General features: G+C 64.7%; 15 protein-coding genes and 1 riboswitch. Of the genes, 7 read left to right on the top strand and 8 right to left on the bottom strand.

The window, feature by feature from the left end; genetic code table 11:
- Positions 1-44 precede the first annotated feature (44 nt).
- Complete coding sequence (locus FJ956_RS05405; RefSeq protein WP_140679749.1) at positions 45-1214, bottom strand: homoserine O-acetyltransferase; 1170 nt, start codon at positions 1212-1214, stop codon at positions 45-47.
- 96 nt (positions 1215-1310) lie between these two features.
- Positions 1311-1388, bottom strand: a riboswitch (SAM riboswitch).
- A gap of 148 nt (positions 1389-1536) precedes the next feature.
- Here FJ956_RS05405 and hisC point away from each other — a divergent pair.
- On the top strand, positions 1537-2640 hold the full coding sequence (hisC, locus tag FJ956_RS05400) for a histidinol-phosphate transaminase (protein ID WP_140679751.1): 1104 nt from the start codon (positions 1537-1539) through the stop codon (positions 2638-2640).
- Positions 2641-2646: 6 nt separating this feature from the next.
- Complete coding sequence (locus tag FJ956_RS05395) at positions 2647-3582, top strand: prephenate/arogenate dehydrogenase family protein (RefSeq protein WP_181170258.1); 936 nt, start codon at positions 2647-2649, stop codon at positions 3580-3582.
- A gap of 120 nt (positions 3583-3702) precedes the next feature.
- Here FJ956_RS05395 and FJ956_RS05390 read toward each other — a convergent pair whose 3' ends face one another.
- Together FJ956_RS05390 and FJ956_RS05385 are read right to left on the bottom strand one after the other, a co-directional pair.
- On the bottom strand, positions 3703-4647 hold the full coding sequence (locus FJ956_RS05390; protein ID WP_140679755.1) for a sugar kinase: 945 nt from the start codon (positions 4645-4647) through the stop codon (positions 3703-3705).
- Positions 4648-4737: 90 nt separating this feature from the next.
- Positions 4738-5736 carry a DUF2125 domain-containing protein gene (locus FJ956_RS05385; protein WP_140679757.1) on the bottom strand — a complete coding sequence of 333 codons (999 nt, stop codon included), beginning with the start codon at positions 5734-5736 and terminating at the stop codon, positions 4738-4740.
- Positions 5737-5861: 125 nt separating this feature from the next.
- On the opposite strand from FJ956_RS05385, the gene FJ956_RS05380 reads away from it, so the two are divergent.
- The 3 genes from FJ956_RS05380 (at position 5862) to FJ956_RS05370 (ending at position 8419) form a co-directional block, all read left to right on the top strand.
- Entirely contained in the window at positions 5862-6383 is a 522-nt protein-coding gene (locus FJ956_RS05380; protein ID WP_140679759.1) for a gamma-glutamylcyclotransferase, read from the top strand.
- A 237-nt stretch (positions 6384-6620) separates the two neighbouring features.
- Positions 6621-7568, top strand: coding sequence for an aldo/keto reductase (locus FJ956_RS05375; protein WP_140679761.1), 948 nt, complete (start codon positions 6621-6623; stop codon positions 7566-7568).
- Between the two features lie 230 nt (positions 7569-7798).
- Positions 7799-8419 carry a LysE family translocator gene (locus FJ956_RS05370; RefSeq protein WP_140679763.1) on the top strand — a complete coding sequence of 207 codons (621 nt, stop codon included), beginning with the start codon at positions 7799-7801 and terminating at the stop codon, positions 8417-8419.
- Positions 8420-8423: 4 nt separating this feature from the next.
- On the opposite strand, the gene FJ956_RS05365 is transcribed toward FJ956_RS05370, so the two are convergent.
- A complete protein-coding gene (locus FJ956_RS05365) occupies positions 8424-9218 on the bottom strand; it encodes a 1-acyl-sn-glycerol-3-phosphate acyltransferase (RefSeq protein ID WP_140679765.1) in 795 nt (264 codons plus the stop codon).
- 195 nt (positions 9219-9413) lie between these two features.
- Complete coding sequence (locus tag FJ956_RS05360; protein ID WP_140679768.1) at positions 9414-10316, bottom strand: LysR family transcriptional regulator; 903 nt, start codon at positions 10314-10316, stop codon at positions 9414-9416.
- 102 nt (positions 10317-10418) lie between these two features.
- On the opposite strand from FJ956_RS05360, the gene FJ956_RS05355 reads away from it, so the two are divergent.
- Together FJ956_RS05355 and FJ956_RS05350 are read left to right on the top strand one after the other, a co-directional pair.
- Positions 10419-10970 (top strand): peroxidase-related enzyme, encoded by a 552-nt coding sequence (locus FJ956_RS05355; RefSeq protein WP_140679770.1) that lies wholly within the window; start codon positions 10419-10421, stop codon positions 10968-10970.
- Positions 10971-11088: 118 nt separating this feature from the next.
- Positions 11089-11715: a pyridoxamine 5'-phosphate oxidase family protein gene (locus tag FJ956_RS05350; protein WP_140679772.1), complete on the top strand. Its 627-nt coding sequence runs from the start codon at positions 11089-11091 to the stop codon at positions 11713-11715.
- Between the two features lie 2 nt (positions 11716-11717).
- Here the strand turns inward: FJ956_RS05350 and FJ956_RS05345 are convergent, their stop codons facing one another.
- The 3 genes from FJ956_RS05345 to ftsE form a co-directional block, all read right to left on the bottom strand.
- On the bottom strand, positions 11718-12407 hold the full coding sequence (locus FJ956_RS05345; RefSeq protein WP_246672123.1) for a YdcF family protein: 690 nt from the start codon (positions 12405-12407) through the stop codon (positions 11718-11720).
- A 194-nt stretch (positions 12408-12601) separates the two neighbouring features.
- Complete coding sequence (locus FJ956_RS05340) at positions 12602-13594, bottom strand: ABC transporter permease (RefSeq protein ID WP_140679778.1); 993 nt, start codon at positions 13592-13594, stop codon at positions 12602-12604.
- Positions 13587-14246, bottom strand: coding sequence for a cell division ATP-binding protein FtsE (gene ftsE / locus FJ956_RS05335; protein ID WP_027167480.1), 660 nt, complete (start codon positions 14244-14246; stop codon positions 13587-13589). Before ftsE ends, FJ956_RS05340 begins: the two co-directional genes overlap by 8 nt.
- Positions 14247-14413: the final 167 nt, after the last annotated feature.

The raw sequence follows: 14413 nt of genomic DNA, 5'->3' as shown, positions 1-14413 counted from the left end.
GAAAAGTCCGCAACTTTTTGCGTTCGCCCACCTTCGGTTCGGGGTCATAGGCTGAGCCCCCTGACGCGGGCGGCCGACGCGATGAAGCCGTTGATGGCCGCGAACAGCTCCGGCTCGTCGAGCAGGAAGGCGTCGTGGCCGCGATCGGTCTCGATCTCGACGAAGGAGACGGAAGCGCCCGCCGCGTTCAAGGCATGCACGATCGACCGGCTCTCCTCGGTCGGGAACAGCCAGTCGCTGGTGAAGGAGACCAGGCAAAAGCGCGTCTTGGTGCCGGCGAAGGCATCGGCGAGGCGCCCGCCGTGATCGGCGGCAAGGTCGAAATAATCCATCGCGCGGGTGAGATAGAGGTAGGAATTGGCGTCGAAGCGGTCGACGAAGGTCATGCCCTGGTGGCGCAGGTAGCTCTCGATCTGGAAATCGGCGTCGAAGCCGAAGGTGAGCGCCTCGCGGTCCTGCAAATTGCGGCCGAACTTGCGGTGGAGCGCGGCTTCCGAAAGGTAGGTGATGTGAGCGGCCATGCGCGCGACGGCGAGCCCCTTTTCCGGGCGCTTGCCGAAATCGAGATATTTGCCGCCATGCCACTCCGGATCGGCCATGACGGCCTGCCGGCCGACTTCATGGAAGGCGATGTTCTGCGAGGAATGGCGGGCGCCGGTGGCGATCGGCAGGGCACAGAACACACGCTCCGAATGGCTCGCCGCCCATTCCAGAACCTGCATGCCGCCCATCGAGCCGCCAAGCACGCAAAACAGCTTTTCGATGCCGAAATGATCGACCAGCATCGCCTGCGCGCGCACCATGTCGCGAATGGTGATGATCGGCAGGTCGAGCCCATAGGGCTTGCCCGTCGCCGGATTGGTCGAGGCCGGGCCGGTCGAGCCGAGGCAGCCGCCGATGACGTTTGCGCAGATGACGAAGAAGCGGTTGGTGTCGATGATCTTGCCGGGGCCGATCAGCACCTCCCACCAGCCCGGCTTGCCGGTCACCGGATTGGTGTTGGCGACGTGCTGGTCGCCGGTCAGCGCGTGGCAGACGAGGATGGCGTTGGAGCGTGCGTCGTTCAAGCTGCCGTAGGTCTGGTAGGCGATCTGGAAAGGCGAAAGGATGGTACCGGCGTCGAGCTTCAGCGGCTTGTCGGGGCCGAACTGCAGCACCGGGCTCGACGGATGGTCGGCCTCGTTCTTGGTCCTTGCAGCGCGCTGAGCGGCCATGTCCGTCCTCATCCTGTGCCGCAACGGTCTCGTCCCGACGCGGTGTCCGGCCGGCGGCGGACAACAAAAAACCGGCATTGCCGTCGCAAAGCCGGTTACAGGTTGCAAACGGCCCTTTAGCGAGTTGTTTAACGTGGCTGCAAGCCGACCGGCCAAATCACCACGGAAGTCTGGCAGTCCTTCTAGGACCAGCGCCGCGCTTCGTCAACGGGTAGCCTCCTCGCTGGCGTTCGCATGCACCAGGCGCCGGCACTCGACATTCCAGCCCGTGGCCTGTATTTCCGCTGCGGCCTTGAAGAGGCCCTCTCGACGGATTTGTGACATGAAGCAGGATCAGCCCCGTCCGGCGCCCCGCGCGGGCATCATGGACATCGAGGCCTATGTGCCGGGAAAAAGCACCGCGCCGGCCGGCGTGGCGAAAGTCTACAAGCTGTCGGCGAACGAAAATCCGCTCGGGCCCTCGCCGAAGGCGATCGAGGCCGCACGCGAAGTGGCGGCGAAGCTCGATGTCTATCCGGACGGCTCTGCCCGCCGGCTGCGCGAGGCGATCGCCGAGGTGCATGGATTGAACCCGGCCAACATCATCTGCTCCAACGGCTCCGACGAGATCCTTGGTCTTTTGGCGCAGACCTATCTCGCGCCGGGCGACGAGGCCGTGTTCACCGAGCACGCCTTCATGGTCTACAAGATCTACATCCAGGCGGCGGGCGCCAAGCCGGTCGCGGTCAAGGAAACCGACGAACGCGCCGACATCGACGCGATCCTCGCCGCGGTGACGCCGGCGACGCGGGTCGTGTTCCTCGCCAATCCCAACAATCCAACCGGCACCTATGTGCCGTTCCAGGAAGTGCGCCGGCTGCACGCGGCATTGCCGAAGGACGTGCTCCTGGTGCTCGACGCGGCCTATGCCGAATATGTACGGCGCAACGACTATGAAGCCGGCATCGAGCTGGCGGGCAGCTCCGAGAACGTGGTGATGACCCGCACCTTCTCCAAGCTCGGGCTCGGCGGCGCGCGCGTCGGCTGGATGTACGGCCCGGCGCATATCGTCGATGCGATCAACCGCATCCGCGGCCCCTTCAACGTCAACGCCACCGCGATCGAGGCCGGCATCGCCGCGATCCGCGACCGCGCCCATATCGAGCGCAGCGCGACGCATAACGAGAAATGGCTGGCCTGGCTCAGCGCGGAGCTGACCGGGCTCGGCCTGCGCGTCACGCCGAGCGTCGGTAATTTCGTGCTGATCCATTTTCCCGACGGCAAGAAGCATTCGGCGGCGGCAGCGGACGATTATCTCAGTGCGCGCGGTTACATCCTGCGCCGCGTCACCGGCTACGGTTTCCCAAACGCGCTGCGCATGAGCATCGGCACCGAAGAGGCCAATCGCGGCGTTATCGACGCGCTCAAGACCTTCCTGAAAAGCTAGAACACCATGACATCACCGATGTTCGAGAAAATAGCGCTGGTCGGCATCGGCCTGATCGGCTCGTCGCTCGCTCGCGTCATCCGCCGCGAGAGCCTGGCGCGCCATATCGCCATCGCGACGCGCAGCGCATCGACGCTGAAGCGCGCCGAGGAGCTTGGCCTTGGCGACTCCTACGGCACAGACGCCAGCGAAGCGGTGCGTGACGCCGACCTCGTCATCGTCTCGGTGCCGGTCGGCTCGTCCGGCGAGGTAGCGGCCGAGATCGCGTCGGCGCTGAAGAAGGGCGCCATCCTCACCGATGTCGGCTCGACCAAGGCCTCGGTGATCGCGCAGATTGAGCCGCATGTGCCGGAAGGCGTGCACTTTATCCCCGGACATCCGCTGGCCGGCACGGAAAAGTCCGGACCCGATGCGGGCTTTGCCGATCTCTTCGAGAACCGCTGGTGCATCTTCACGCCGCTGCCGGGCACCGATCCCGCCGCGCTCGAGACGCTTTCGGAATTCTGGCGGCGCTGCGGTTCCAACATCGACACGATGGACCCGCAGCATCACGACATGACCTTGGCGATCGTGTCGCACCTGCCGCACATCATCGCCTACAACATCGTCGGCACGGCGGACGATTTGGAAGCGGTGACCAAGAGCGAAGTCATCAAATATTCCGCTTCCGGTTTCCGCGACTTCACCCGCCTTGCCGCTTCCGACCCGACCATGTGGCGGGACGTGTGCCTGCACAACAAGGACGCCATCCTGGAGATGCTGGCGCGTTTCTCGGAGGACCTGGCCTCGCTGCAGCGGGCGATCCGCTGGGGCGACGGCGAAAAGCTGTTCGACCTCTTCACTCGCACCCGCGCCATCCGCCGCTCGATCATCGAGGCCGGCCAGGACATTGATGTGCCGGACTTTGGCCGGCAGGCGGTCGAGCACCCCAAAGGGAACTGATATTCAGGTGAGGCCGGCCTGCAAATGACGGCTTTCTGCGCTTCCGGTGCTCACGTACGAAAAGTACGCTCCGCTCCGGTTCTCGAAATCCGCCATTTTCGACTCGGCCTGACCTGAATCTCAGCTCCCTTTGCCTTCTTGGGATGCCGGCCAGTGCGCCGCCATCATCGCCATCGTCTCAGCCCGATCCGGCGCGCCGAGGCGGCCGCCGAAGCGCCGGCATTTGAGCGCCGCGGCGGCGCTGGCGAAGCGCAGGGCTTCCTCCATGCGCATGGCCTCGGCGAGGCCGACGGCGAAGGCGCCATGGAAGACGTCGCCCGCGGCGAGCGTATCAATCGCCTTGACCCTCGGCGTCTCGACATGGCGCACGCGCCCGGTCGCCCGGTCATGCCACCAGGTGCCGGCGGCGCCGCCGGTCACCGCGACGAAGGCATCGGTGCGCGAGGCAAGGTCGGCGCAGGCGCTTTCGGGGTCGAGCGCGTGGCCGCAGACGATGCGCGCTGCCGGCTCCGAGGCGACGATGTGCGAGGCCAAGGGCAGGAGCCGCTCCAGCACCTCGACGGGCGCGGTGTCGGCATCCAGGATCGCCGGGCGGCCGATCGATCTGGCTGCGCTCAGAGCAAGCGCCGCGGCCCCCGGCCAGCGGACATCCACCAGCACCGCATCGAAAGCGGAGAGGTCGGCTAGCGGCAGCGCCTCGGGATCGGCTTGCGCCTTTTTGTCGTAGAAGGGGACGATGACGCGCTCGCCATGCGCATCCACCAGGATCGCCGCCAGCGCCGACCGCGCGCCGGCGACGCGACGGATGAGGCTGCAGTCGACGCCTTCGACCTCGATGTCGGCGATCAGCTGGTCGCCGACCGGGTCGTCGCCCGCGCTCGCCCATAGCGAGACCTGGGCGCCGAGGCGCCGTGCGGCGCAGGCGGCGCTCGTCGCCATGCCGGAGGCGATCTGGACGCCGTCGCTGGCGATGAACTTGCCTTGATGCGCGGGCAGCGTTTCGACGCGAAGGATCGTGTCGAGGGTGAAGGCGCCGACGCTGAGCAGTCTGACCGGCTGTGCCATCGCCGTGTTACTCTTCTTAGCCGGCATGGTCTTACCCGAAAACCGGTGCCCAATTTTTTGCTACGCGGACCTTCGGTTCGGGACCATGCTCTATTCAAGCGGCTTGATCTTGCCGAGCGGGATGAAGCCCAGCGAGGCCTTGCCCTTGACGATCCTGAGCGGCAAGGACGGTTCCTTGCCAAGCATGGCGATGGCGGCAAAGCCCTGGTCGATTTCGCTTTTGTGCTCCGGCATGGCACCGCCAAGGATGGCCGCCACCGCCTTGGGGTCCTTGAGCTTGATCGTCAGGCTTGCGTCGATCAGGCCTTCCGCGTCGACGGAGACCGGTCCGGACACCGTGATGCGCGCGGTTCCCGACGACAGGTCGAGCTTGGCGATGTCGATCGATTGGCCGCGCAGGCTTTTAGGCGGTGCCGCGATCAAGGCCACGCCGTTCTTCAGCGTCACGTCGCCGCTGCCGTCCAGCGCCGGCAGCACGCGCCCGTCGATAGCATCCGCGTTGATCTCCAGGTCGCCGAAGCTGCCGACATAATTGACGTCCTGGCCGGACGGCCGCAACTGGCCGTCCGCCTTGCCGGCGCTGAACAATTGCATCGGATCCGTATCGTCTTGCGGATCGGTCTGACCGTTCAGGCCTTCGGCCCGCAGCGAAACGCTCCTTGGCAGCGGCCACCACACTTTGACATTGGCCTGCAACCGGTCCCAGTCGATCCAGAGCGGCGGCATGCCGGGCGCCATCGTCCGCAGCGGCCCGCGCAGATCGGCGACCGGCGACAAGGGTCCGGTGATCCCGGCGACGGCATTGAAGCTTCCGGTGGAGGCGGCGACCTTCCGGGCGTCGTCCTCGTAGGCGATGTTGTCGCAGGAGACCGTGAAGCTCATCGGATAGCCGCTGACGGCGAAGTTGGCGCAGCCGGCGGCGATCCCTTTGCTGCCCAGCCTCGCTACCGCCTGGTCGGCCTCGGCCTTGAGCCTGTCGGCGAGATAGAACCAGCCGCCGCTGTAAATGGCGAACAGCACGAGGATGAGTGCGGCAAGCCAGAACAGCCGGCGGCGAGGTTTGGGCGATCGCTCGTCACTTGACGTCATGCTGCGGCTCTCGTTAACCCCTCATCCAGCGAGCGGGCATTCACTCTCACGCAGACAAGCGGGCGACAGATGAAGCACCTTGGCGGTGCGGTGTCGTTCACTCGAATGCGATCAGGCTTGGCGATATGGGCGATTTTTGGGTTTTTGGCTATGGGTCGCTGATCTGGCGGCCCGGATTTGCCCATATCGAGACGCGTCGGGCCCGGCTTTACGGCTATCGCCGCTCGCTTTGCGTCTATTCCTTCGTGCATCGCGGCACACGCACCCGGCCGGGCCTGGTGCTCGGCCTCGACCGGGGCGGCTCCTGCATCGGCCTGGCATACCGTGTTCCCGGCAATTTGCGCGACGAGGTGCTTTCCTACCTGCGCGAACGCGAGCTGGTGACCAGCGTCTATCTCGAACGCATGCTCGACATCCGGCTGAATGGCGGCGGTTCGGTCGAGGCGGTCGCCTACATCGTCGACCGGCAGCATGAGCAATATGCCGGCGCGCTCGACGCCGGTCACGCGGCAAAAATCGTTCGCGGCGCCACCGGTCGGTCCGGCAAGAACGAGGACTATGTGCTGAGCACGCTCGAGCATCTCAAGGCACTCGGCATCCGCGACCATTGGCTGGAGGAGGTGGGCCGTCAGGTCGCGTCTTCGTGAAGAGTATTTCCGGCGAAAAAAGATCGCCGCAATGCTCTGTCTTTTTGTCTTTACGCAATTCCGGACGCAAGGCCACGGCGAAGCCGCCGAGCCTAACCGCTACCCACTTTTGCTGGAATTGGCTCTGGTCCGATCAAAAAGCAAAACCATGCCTTTGACCTCGGCCGGGCACGACCTAGCTTAGCGGCAACCCCATCCCTGGGCATCAAGCCCTTTCCAGCACCACGGAGATCAGTCTTGCAGAAACGCCGTCTCGGTCGCACCGACCTTTCCATCGCGCCTCTGGTCCTGGGCGGCAACGTCTTTGGCTGGACCGCCGACGAGAAGACCTCCTTCGACCTGCTCGACCGGTTCGTCGGCGCCGGCCTGAACGCCATCGACACGGCCGATGCCTATTCGCGCTGGGTTCCCGGCAACAAGGGCGGCGAATCGGAAACGATCATCGGCAACTGGATGAAGAGCCGCGGCAACCGCGATAAGGTCGTCATCATCACCAAGGTCGGTTCCGACATGGGCCAGGGCAAGCGCGACCTTTCCGCGGCCTATATCGAAAAGGCGGTCGACGCGTCGCTGAAGCGGCTGCAGACCGATGTCATCGATCTCTATCTATCGCATTGGCCGGATCCGGCGACGCCTTACGAGGAAACGCTCGGCGCCTATCAGCGGCTGCTCGAAAAGGGCAAGATCCGCTATCCCGGCGGCTCCAATCTCGATGCCGGGCAGTTGCGCGCGGCGCTCGACGTCGCCAGCCTGCGCAGCCTGCCGCGCTACGAGGTGCTGCAGCCTGAATACAATTTGTACGACCGCTCGTCGCTCGACGGACCGCTGCTCGACCTCTGCAAGGCCGAGGATATCGGCGTCATCACCTATTTCAGCCTGGCCAAGGGATTCCTGAGCGGCAAATACCGCAGCAAGGCCGATCTCGGGCAAAGCGCGCGCGGCGAAGACGTCGCCGAATATCTCAACGAGCGCGGCATGCGCATCCTGTCCGCTCTCGACGCCCTGGCAGAGCGTCATTCGGCCAAGCAGGCGGAGGTGGCGCTGGCCTGGATCATCGCGCGGCCGGGCGTTGCCGCGCCGATCGCCAGCGCCACGACGCCCGCCCAAATGGACAGTTTGATCCGCGCCGCGTCGCTCAAGCTTTCGGCCGACGACATTGGGGCGCTGGACCGCGCCAGCGCCTAAGGCGTGTTGATCTTCGGGTGAGGCCGGTCTGCAAAATGGCAGCTTCCTGCGCTTCCGGTGCTCACGTACATAAGTACGCTCCGCTCCGGTTCTCGGAACCCACCATTTTCGACTCGGCCTGACCTGAATCTCAGCGCGCCTTAACGCCGTGGGCGTCGTGCACGATCGTCCAAGACGGCCATGACCAATCTTTCGTAAATCCTGTCGCATCGCGGCAGGAGAGTTTCGGCATGGCTGGTGGCGTTCTGGCTGAGGCGCAGCCTTGGCAGCAATTGCTGGCGCTGATCGTGGCAGCAACTGTCGTCATGGGCAGCCCAGGGCCATCGACCATCAGTGTCACAGCCGTCGGAGCGGCGTTCGGCCTGCGTTCCTCGCTGGGCTACGCGTCAGGGCTCGTGCTTGGAACGATCGCCGTGCTGTTGGTCGTGGCGGCCGGCATCGTCGGCATGCTTGCTTCGATGCCTGAGCTGGCCAAGGTTCTGACCATCCTCTCGGCCGCCTACATCCTTTATCTCGCTTTCAAGATTGCGACGGCGCCGCCGCTGGCCGAAAGCGGAAGGCAAGCGGCACGTCCGACCTTTGCCGGCGGCTTCACGCTCGCCGTCGCCAATCCGAAAGCCTATGTGGCGATCGCCGCCGTCTTCGCCGGCGCTTCATCGCAAGTGCATGCGCTGGGCGGTCCTGCGAAGTTGCTGGTGCTTGCCGCGATGATCGTCGCCATCCATGTCGCGTGGCTGCTTGCCGGAACGGCTTTCGCGCGCTTCCTGCGCCATCCGCTGGCCTCGCGGATCATCAATCTGGCGTTTGCCGCCACGCTCGTGCTGACCACTGCGCTGGCGGCGTTGCGGTAGCCGATCAGGTCTTCGCGGCCACGCCGAGCTCCGCCAGCCGCTTCAGCGCCGTCGGCGGCATGGGCGGCGGGTTCGGCGCCTGCGCTGCCTCGACAAGCATCTGATCGCAGGCGGCTTCGGTCTCGCCGATCAGCCGCTGCATGAATTCGTCCTTGCCGAGACCGGGCGGGATCGGCGGCAGGAAGCGGGCCTTGATGGTGCCGGGATAGCGCAGGAACTTGCGGCGCGGCCAGTAGAGGCCGGCGACATGGGCGACCGGCACCACGGGCACGCCCAGTTGCGAATAGATCTCGACAATGCCGTATTTGTAGGACGGCTCGGCGCCCGGCGGGCGGCGGGTGCCTTCGGGGTAGATGATGAGCTGGCGCGGATTGCGATCCATTTCCTGCCTCGTCGCGGCAACGACCGCCTTCAGCGCCTTCGAGCGGCTGCCGCGATCGACCGGGATCATGCGCATCTTCAAGATGTACCAGCCGAAGAAGGGGATCCAGGTCAGCTCGCGCTTCAGGATGTAGAGCGCATCGTCGAGATAGGGGAAGAAGGCTATCGCATCCCAGAAGGACTGATGCTTCGGCGCCAGGATGAAAGAGCCTTCGGGCAGGTTCTCGACACCCGTGATCTCACTCTTGGTCGCGGCGATCTTGTCATAGAGCCACATCGAGGTGCGCGACCAGAATTTCGGCACGAACCAGGCGCGGTGGCGCGGCGACAGGAAATAGAAAGGCGTCCAGAAGATCATCTGGACGATCAGGCTGAGATAGAAGACGAAGTTGAACGCCAGCGAGCGGATGATGAGCATGCAAGGGGCCCGTGAGGAAGTGTGCGTTGGTTACACCAAGCGGCGGCAAAAAGGAAACGGCGCCGTGGTGGAGTGCCGCCGCTAGAGCCGGATGATTTCAGGTCGAACCGACCTGAAATCTGAATCCGGCTCTAAATCAAAGAGATAGAGCATGATGTCGTCCGAAAACCGCTCCACACTTTTCGGCATCATGCTCTAGAGTGACCGCGCCAGCCGCTCCCTGAGACGCGGCGCGGCGAAATCGAGGAAGGCGCGCAGCTTCACCGGCAGCCGGCCCTGGCCGGCGTGAACGAGGCTGACGGGCCAGGGCGGCGGCTCGAACGGCTCCAGCACCAGCCGCAGCGCGCCGGCGCGCACCGCGGCATCGGCCTGGTAAGAGAGCACCTTCGTCAGGCCAAGCCCGGCAATCGCGGCATCGATCGCCGCCTCGGCGGTGTTGACCTGAAGGCGTGAGCGGACCGGCACTATGGTTTCCAACTTGCCGGTTCCGAAACTCCATGCCGCCGGCCCGGCAAGACCTTCGAAGGTGATGCAGTCGTGGCCGGCGAGCTCGGGCGGTTTCGCCGGCGTGCCATGCCCGGCGAGATAGGCCGGGCTTGCACAGACGATGCGGCGGATCGAGCCGACGCGGATTGCGACCATGGCCGAATCCGGCAGCTCGCCGATGCGCACGGCCAGATCGATATGCTCCTCGACCAGCTGGGTGATCCGGTCCGACAAGGTCAGACGGATATCCACTTGCGGATAGACGGCGAGAAAATCGACGATTACCGGCAGCACATGCAGGCGGCCGAAGACGACCGGCGCGGTGATGACCAGCTCGCCCGTCGGGCTCGAATATTCGCCGGCAGCGGAGCGCTCGGCCTCGCTCACCTCGTCGAGAATGCGGCGGCAGGCGTCCAGATAGGACTGGCCGGCATCGGTCAGCGCCAGGCGCCGCGTCGAGCGGTTGAGCAGGCGCGTCTTCAAGTGCTTCTCCAGTTCGGAGAGCTTGCGGCTGACAGTCGCCAGCGGCACGCCGGCGTGCCGCGCGGCAGCGGAAAGGCTGCCGCCCTCCACGGTGGCGACGAACAGCGACATGGCATCAAGGCGGTCCATGATTCTTCCGTAAAATGGAATAATAAATTGCAGTTATGCCATCTACAATTCGAGAGCGGAAGAATGCATTTTGCTCGTACCAACAGCTCGACAGGAGTTCACATGCCACGCATCCCCACGCCTGACACCATCTCTGACGCACCTGAGGCCTCGCAGGCAATGCTCAAGGCCGTCGAGAAACAACTTGGCGTCGCACCGAATCTGTTCCGGCTGGTCTCCAACAGCACGGCGGCGTTGGAGGGCTATCTTGGAATGTCGGCGGCACTGTCCAAGGGCCGACTGCCGGCACCGACGCGGGAGCGCATCGCACTGGCTGTCGCGGAAATCAACGAGTGCACCTACTGTCTTTCCGCCCACACCTATCTGGGCAAGAATCTCGCCGGTCTGGACGATGCGGAGATGGCTGCAAACCGGGAAGGGAGTTCCAACGACAGCAAGGCCGCAGCGGCCGTCCGCTTCGCGGCCAAGGTCGCACGAGAGCGTGGCCATGTCGGTCAGGCTGACCTCGATGCGGTGAGGCTTGCCGGCTACGACGACGCGCAGATCGTGGAGATCGTGCAGCATGTCGCCCTCAACGTCTGGACAAACTACATCAACAAGGTTGCGGATACGGAAGTCGACTTCCCCGTCGTTCAATCCCGTCAGGCGGCCTGACTTGGACTTAGCCTGACGATCGTCGTTCGCTTTCGGAGCTCGGCCATTAGAGCCGGAGCATGATGTCGTCAGAAGACCGCTCCACACTCTTCGGGATCATACCCTGGAGGACGTTGCCATGATTGCCCCCGCCTTCACCAGCGACGTGGCCTTCACGCCGACCGTCAAGGCCATCCAATCCCGCAAGGGGTCGCGTGATTCCTATGCGCGCGTCGAGCAGCGCGGCGGCTGGCGGGCAACGATCGCGCCCGACCTCGCAGCCTTCATCGAAGCACAGACCAGCGTGTTCCTGGCGACGGCCAATGCCGAAGGCCAGCCCTACATCCAGCATCGCGGCGGGCCTGCCGGCTTCCTCAAGGTGCTCGACGAGCACACGATCGGCTTTGCCGATTTTTCCGGCAACCGGCAGTTCATCACCCAGGGCAATATCGAGGACAACGACCAGGCTTTCCTGTTCCTGATCGACTACATGCTCAGGCAGCGCATCAAGATCTGGGGCAGGGCGGGTGTCGTCGAGAATGACCCGGAGCTGACGGCGAGGCTGATGCCGCCGGATTACAAGGCCCGGCCGGAGCAGGCGATCCTGTTCACGGTTACGGCCTGGGATGCCAATTGCCCGCAGCACATCCCGCAGCGTTTCGAGGCGGCGGATGTCGCGGCGGCGCTGGCCGAGCGCGACCGGCGCATCGCAAGCCTGGAGCAGGAGATTGCGCGCCTGCGCGATAATGCGGCGGCTAAAGTTTAAATTTAGTTCTTCACCACGGTCGATGCTTCCGCCAGCGTGACGCCCTCGGGCGCCGCGTGAAGCGGCAGGAAGCCGCGCGCCAGCGACAGCACATATTTGCTGTATTCGGTGAGCAGCACCCGCAGGGCCTCCGGCTTGGTCAGCCAGCCGCCATTGCCGAGATTGGTGTTGACCACCGGATAGGGCTCGAGGCGCGCGCCATGCAGCAGCCGGCTCATTTCGAGCAGGCTGCGCGGCATGTGGTAGTTGTTGGTGACGATGATGATGCTGCCATAGGCGTGGTTCTCCACCCATTTGGCGCTTTCCTCGGCGTTGCCGATGGTGTCGAGCGCGGCGCGGTCGATATCGACGCAGCAGGAGAAGAGCTGCTTGTCGCCGCCCATCGCCGCCTGCAGCTGGCGCTTGGAGGCCGACGGATGGACGCCGCTGATCAGCAAGCGTTCGCCCTTGCCGGAAGCCAGCAGGTCCATTGCCGCGTCTAGCCGCGACTGACCGCCGGTGAGCACGATGATGGCGTCGGCCCTGGCCGGGTTGAGCGGAGTGGTCATGTGGCTGACCTTGTCGGCGAACCAGCCGAAGCCGCCGGCAAAAAGCACCAGCGCGGCGAGAACGATGAAACCGCAGACGCGCAGGGCGAGCCTCAAACGGCCGGGCATGGCGGAAGCAGTGGCGCGTGCACGCACCACCGGCATCCGTCCAGTTGTCCCGATCGAATCCCGCGCTTCCATCATCCCCAGGTTAATCCCGAAAACATCCCATGGTTAACTCCGAAATGCGGCCTTTGACAGGTAAAACGCGCACATTGCGTTACGGCAAGTGTCCCATGTGTGATCGTTGTCTTGTTTGTTTATAACGCTTTGCGCCGACTTTCGGTTGGAACTCATGGTCAGCCTGCGTCCGGTTGGCGAACGTCGATGTCGCTGAGATAGGCGACGACGGTTGCGTGCGAGGTCGCCGCGGTCAGCGCGCCGATCACCAGCACCATCAGGCCGACGCCGAAATAGCCGGCGGAGCCGATGGCGAAATTGCCGAACAAGGCGGTCGCCTGATCGGCCTGGGGCGTCGCCATATTGCGCGACGACCACCAGGAAAAGACGATGAAGACGGTGATCGCCAGGGCCCCGCCGGCAGCTGCGCCCTTCATGCCGGTGACCAGGAAATGCCAGCGGAATTCGCGCGCGATGAAGCGCGCCTCGGCGCCAACGAAATGCAGCACCTCGATGATGTGGCCGTTGCCGGCCATGGCGCCGCGCGTGGCGAACACCACCGTCAGCACGGTTGCCGACAGCATCAGCACCAGCACGGCGATGCCGATCGTCACCGTCGTGCGCGCCATGGCGACAAGACGGTCTACCCAGGTGCGGTGATCGTCGAGCGCCGCGGTCGGGATCTTGGGCGAGATGGCGGCGCGCATGGCGGCAAAGTCCGGCGGGCTGGCCTCGTCGATGGTGACGATGATGAGGCGCGGCACCGGCAGCTCGTCGATGTTGAGGCCGCTGCCCAGCCATGGTTCCAGAAGGCGCGCGGTCGCGTCGCGGTCGATGATCTTGGTGCCCTTCACGCCGGGGAACTCGCCGGCGATCTGCGAGGCCTGCGCAAGGGCCGCCTCCATGTCGAGGCCGTCGGCCGGCTTGATCTGGATCGTCGCCTCGCGCGATATCTGGTTCTCCCAGACGGAGGCGGTATCGCGCACCAGCGTCACCGCGCCGAAGGTGAGGCAGGACAGGAAGGTCATGATGGCGATGACCAGCACCAGTGCCCGGCCGGCGATGTTCTGCGCCGGCACGATCGGCGCCGTCTTGCGCTGCACACGCCGGACCGTCACCGGCGCCTCGGCGTCGGCTTCATCTTGCAGACGATCGGCCGGAAAGTCAGTCATAGACGTCCAACCTTCCACCGGCCAGGATCATGCGGCGCGCATCGACCTGTTCCATCAGGCCGAGGTCGTGGGTGGCGATCACCACGGCGGTGCCCAGCCGGTTGAGCTCGATGAATAGCCTGAGCAGCCGGCGCGCCAGCGGCGGGTCGACATTGCCTGTCGGCTCGTCGGCCAAAAGGATCTCGGGCTGTTCGATCAGCGCGCGGGCAATCGCGGCGCGCTGCTTCTCGCCGCCCGAAAGCACTGGCGGCAGGACATGCATGCGGTCGCCGAGGCCGACCCATTTCAGAAGCTCGGTGACGTCGGTGCGATAGCTCGCTTCCTCGCGCCCGCGCACGCGCAGGGGCAGCGCGACATTCTCGTAGGTGGTCATGTGGTCGAGCAGGCGGAAATCCTGGAACACCACGCCGATGCGGCGGCGCAGCAGCGGCAGCTCGCCGCGCGAGATGCGCGAGCGGTCCTTGCCGAAGATGGTGATCAGGCCGCGCGTCGGCTTGAGCGACATGAATAAAAGGCGCAGCAAGGTCGTCTTGCCGGCGCCCGAGGGGCCGCTCAGGAACTGAAAGGAGCGCTCCGGAATGTGCAGGGAGATGTCGCGGAGAATCTCCGGACCCATGCCATAGCGGAGGCCGACATTTTCGAAGCGGATCACGTTCGGCGACCTGAAACTTTCGGCGGCGACGCGCCACAATCTACTTTAACAGACCATCGGCCGGCATGGTTAACCGGCGGTTAATTTTGCGACGTTCAGCGCGCATCAAAGCCATTCCGGTGGGGAAGCGTTAACCAATTGCGTTTACGCAAAAGAAACGAAGACTG

Source organism: Mesorhizobium sp. B2-4-3 (assembly GCF_006442815.1).
GTDB lineage: Bacteria > Pseudomonadota > Alphaproteobacteria > Rhizobiales > Rhizobiaceae > Mesorhizobium.
The sequence above is the reverse complement of the archived record's forward strand: the minus strand, read 5'-3'. Positions and strand labels throughout refer to the sequence as shown.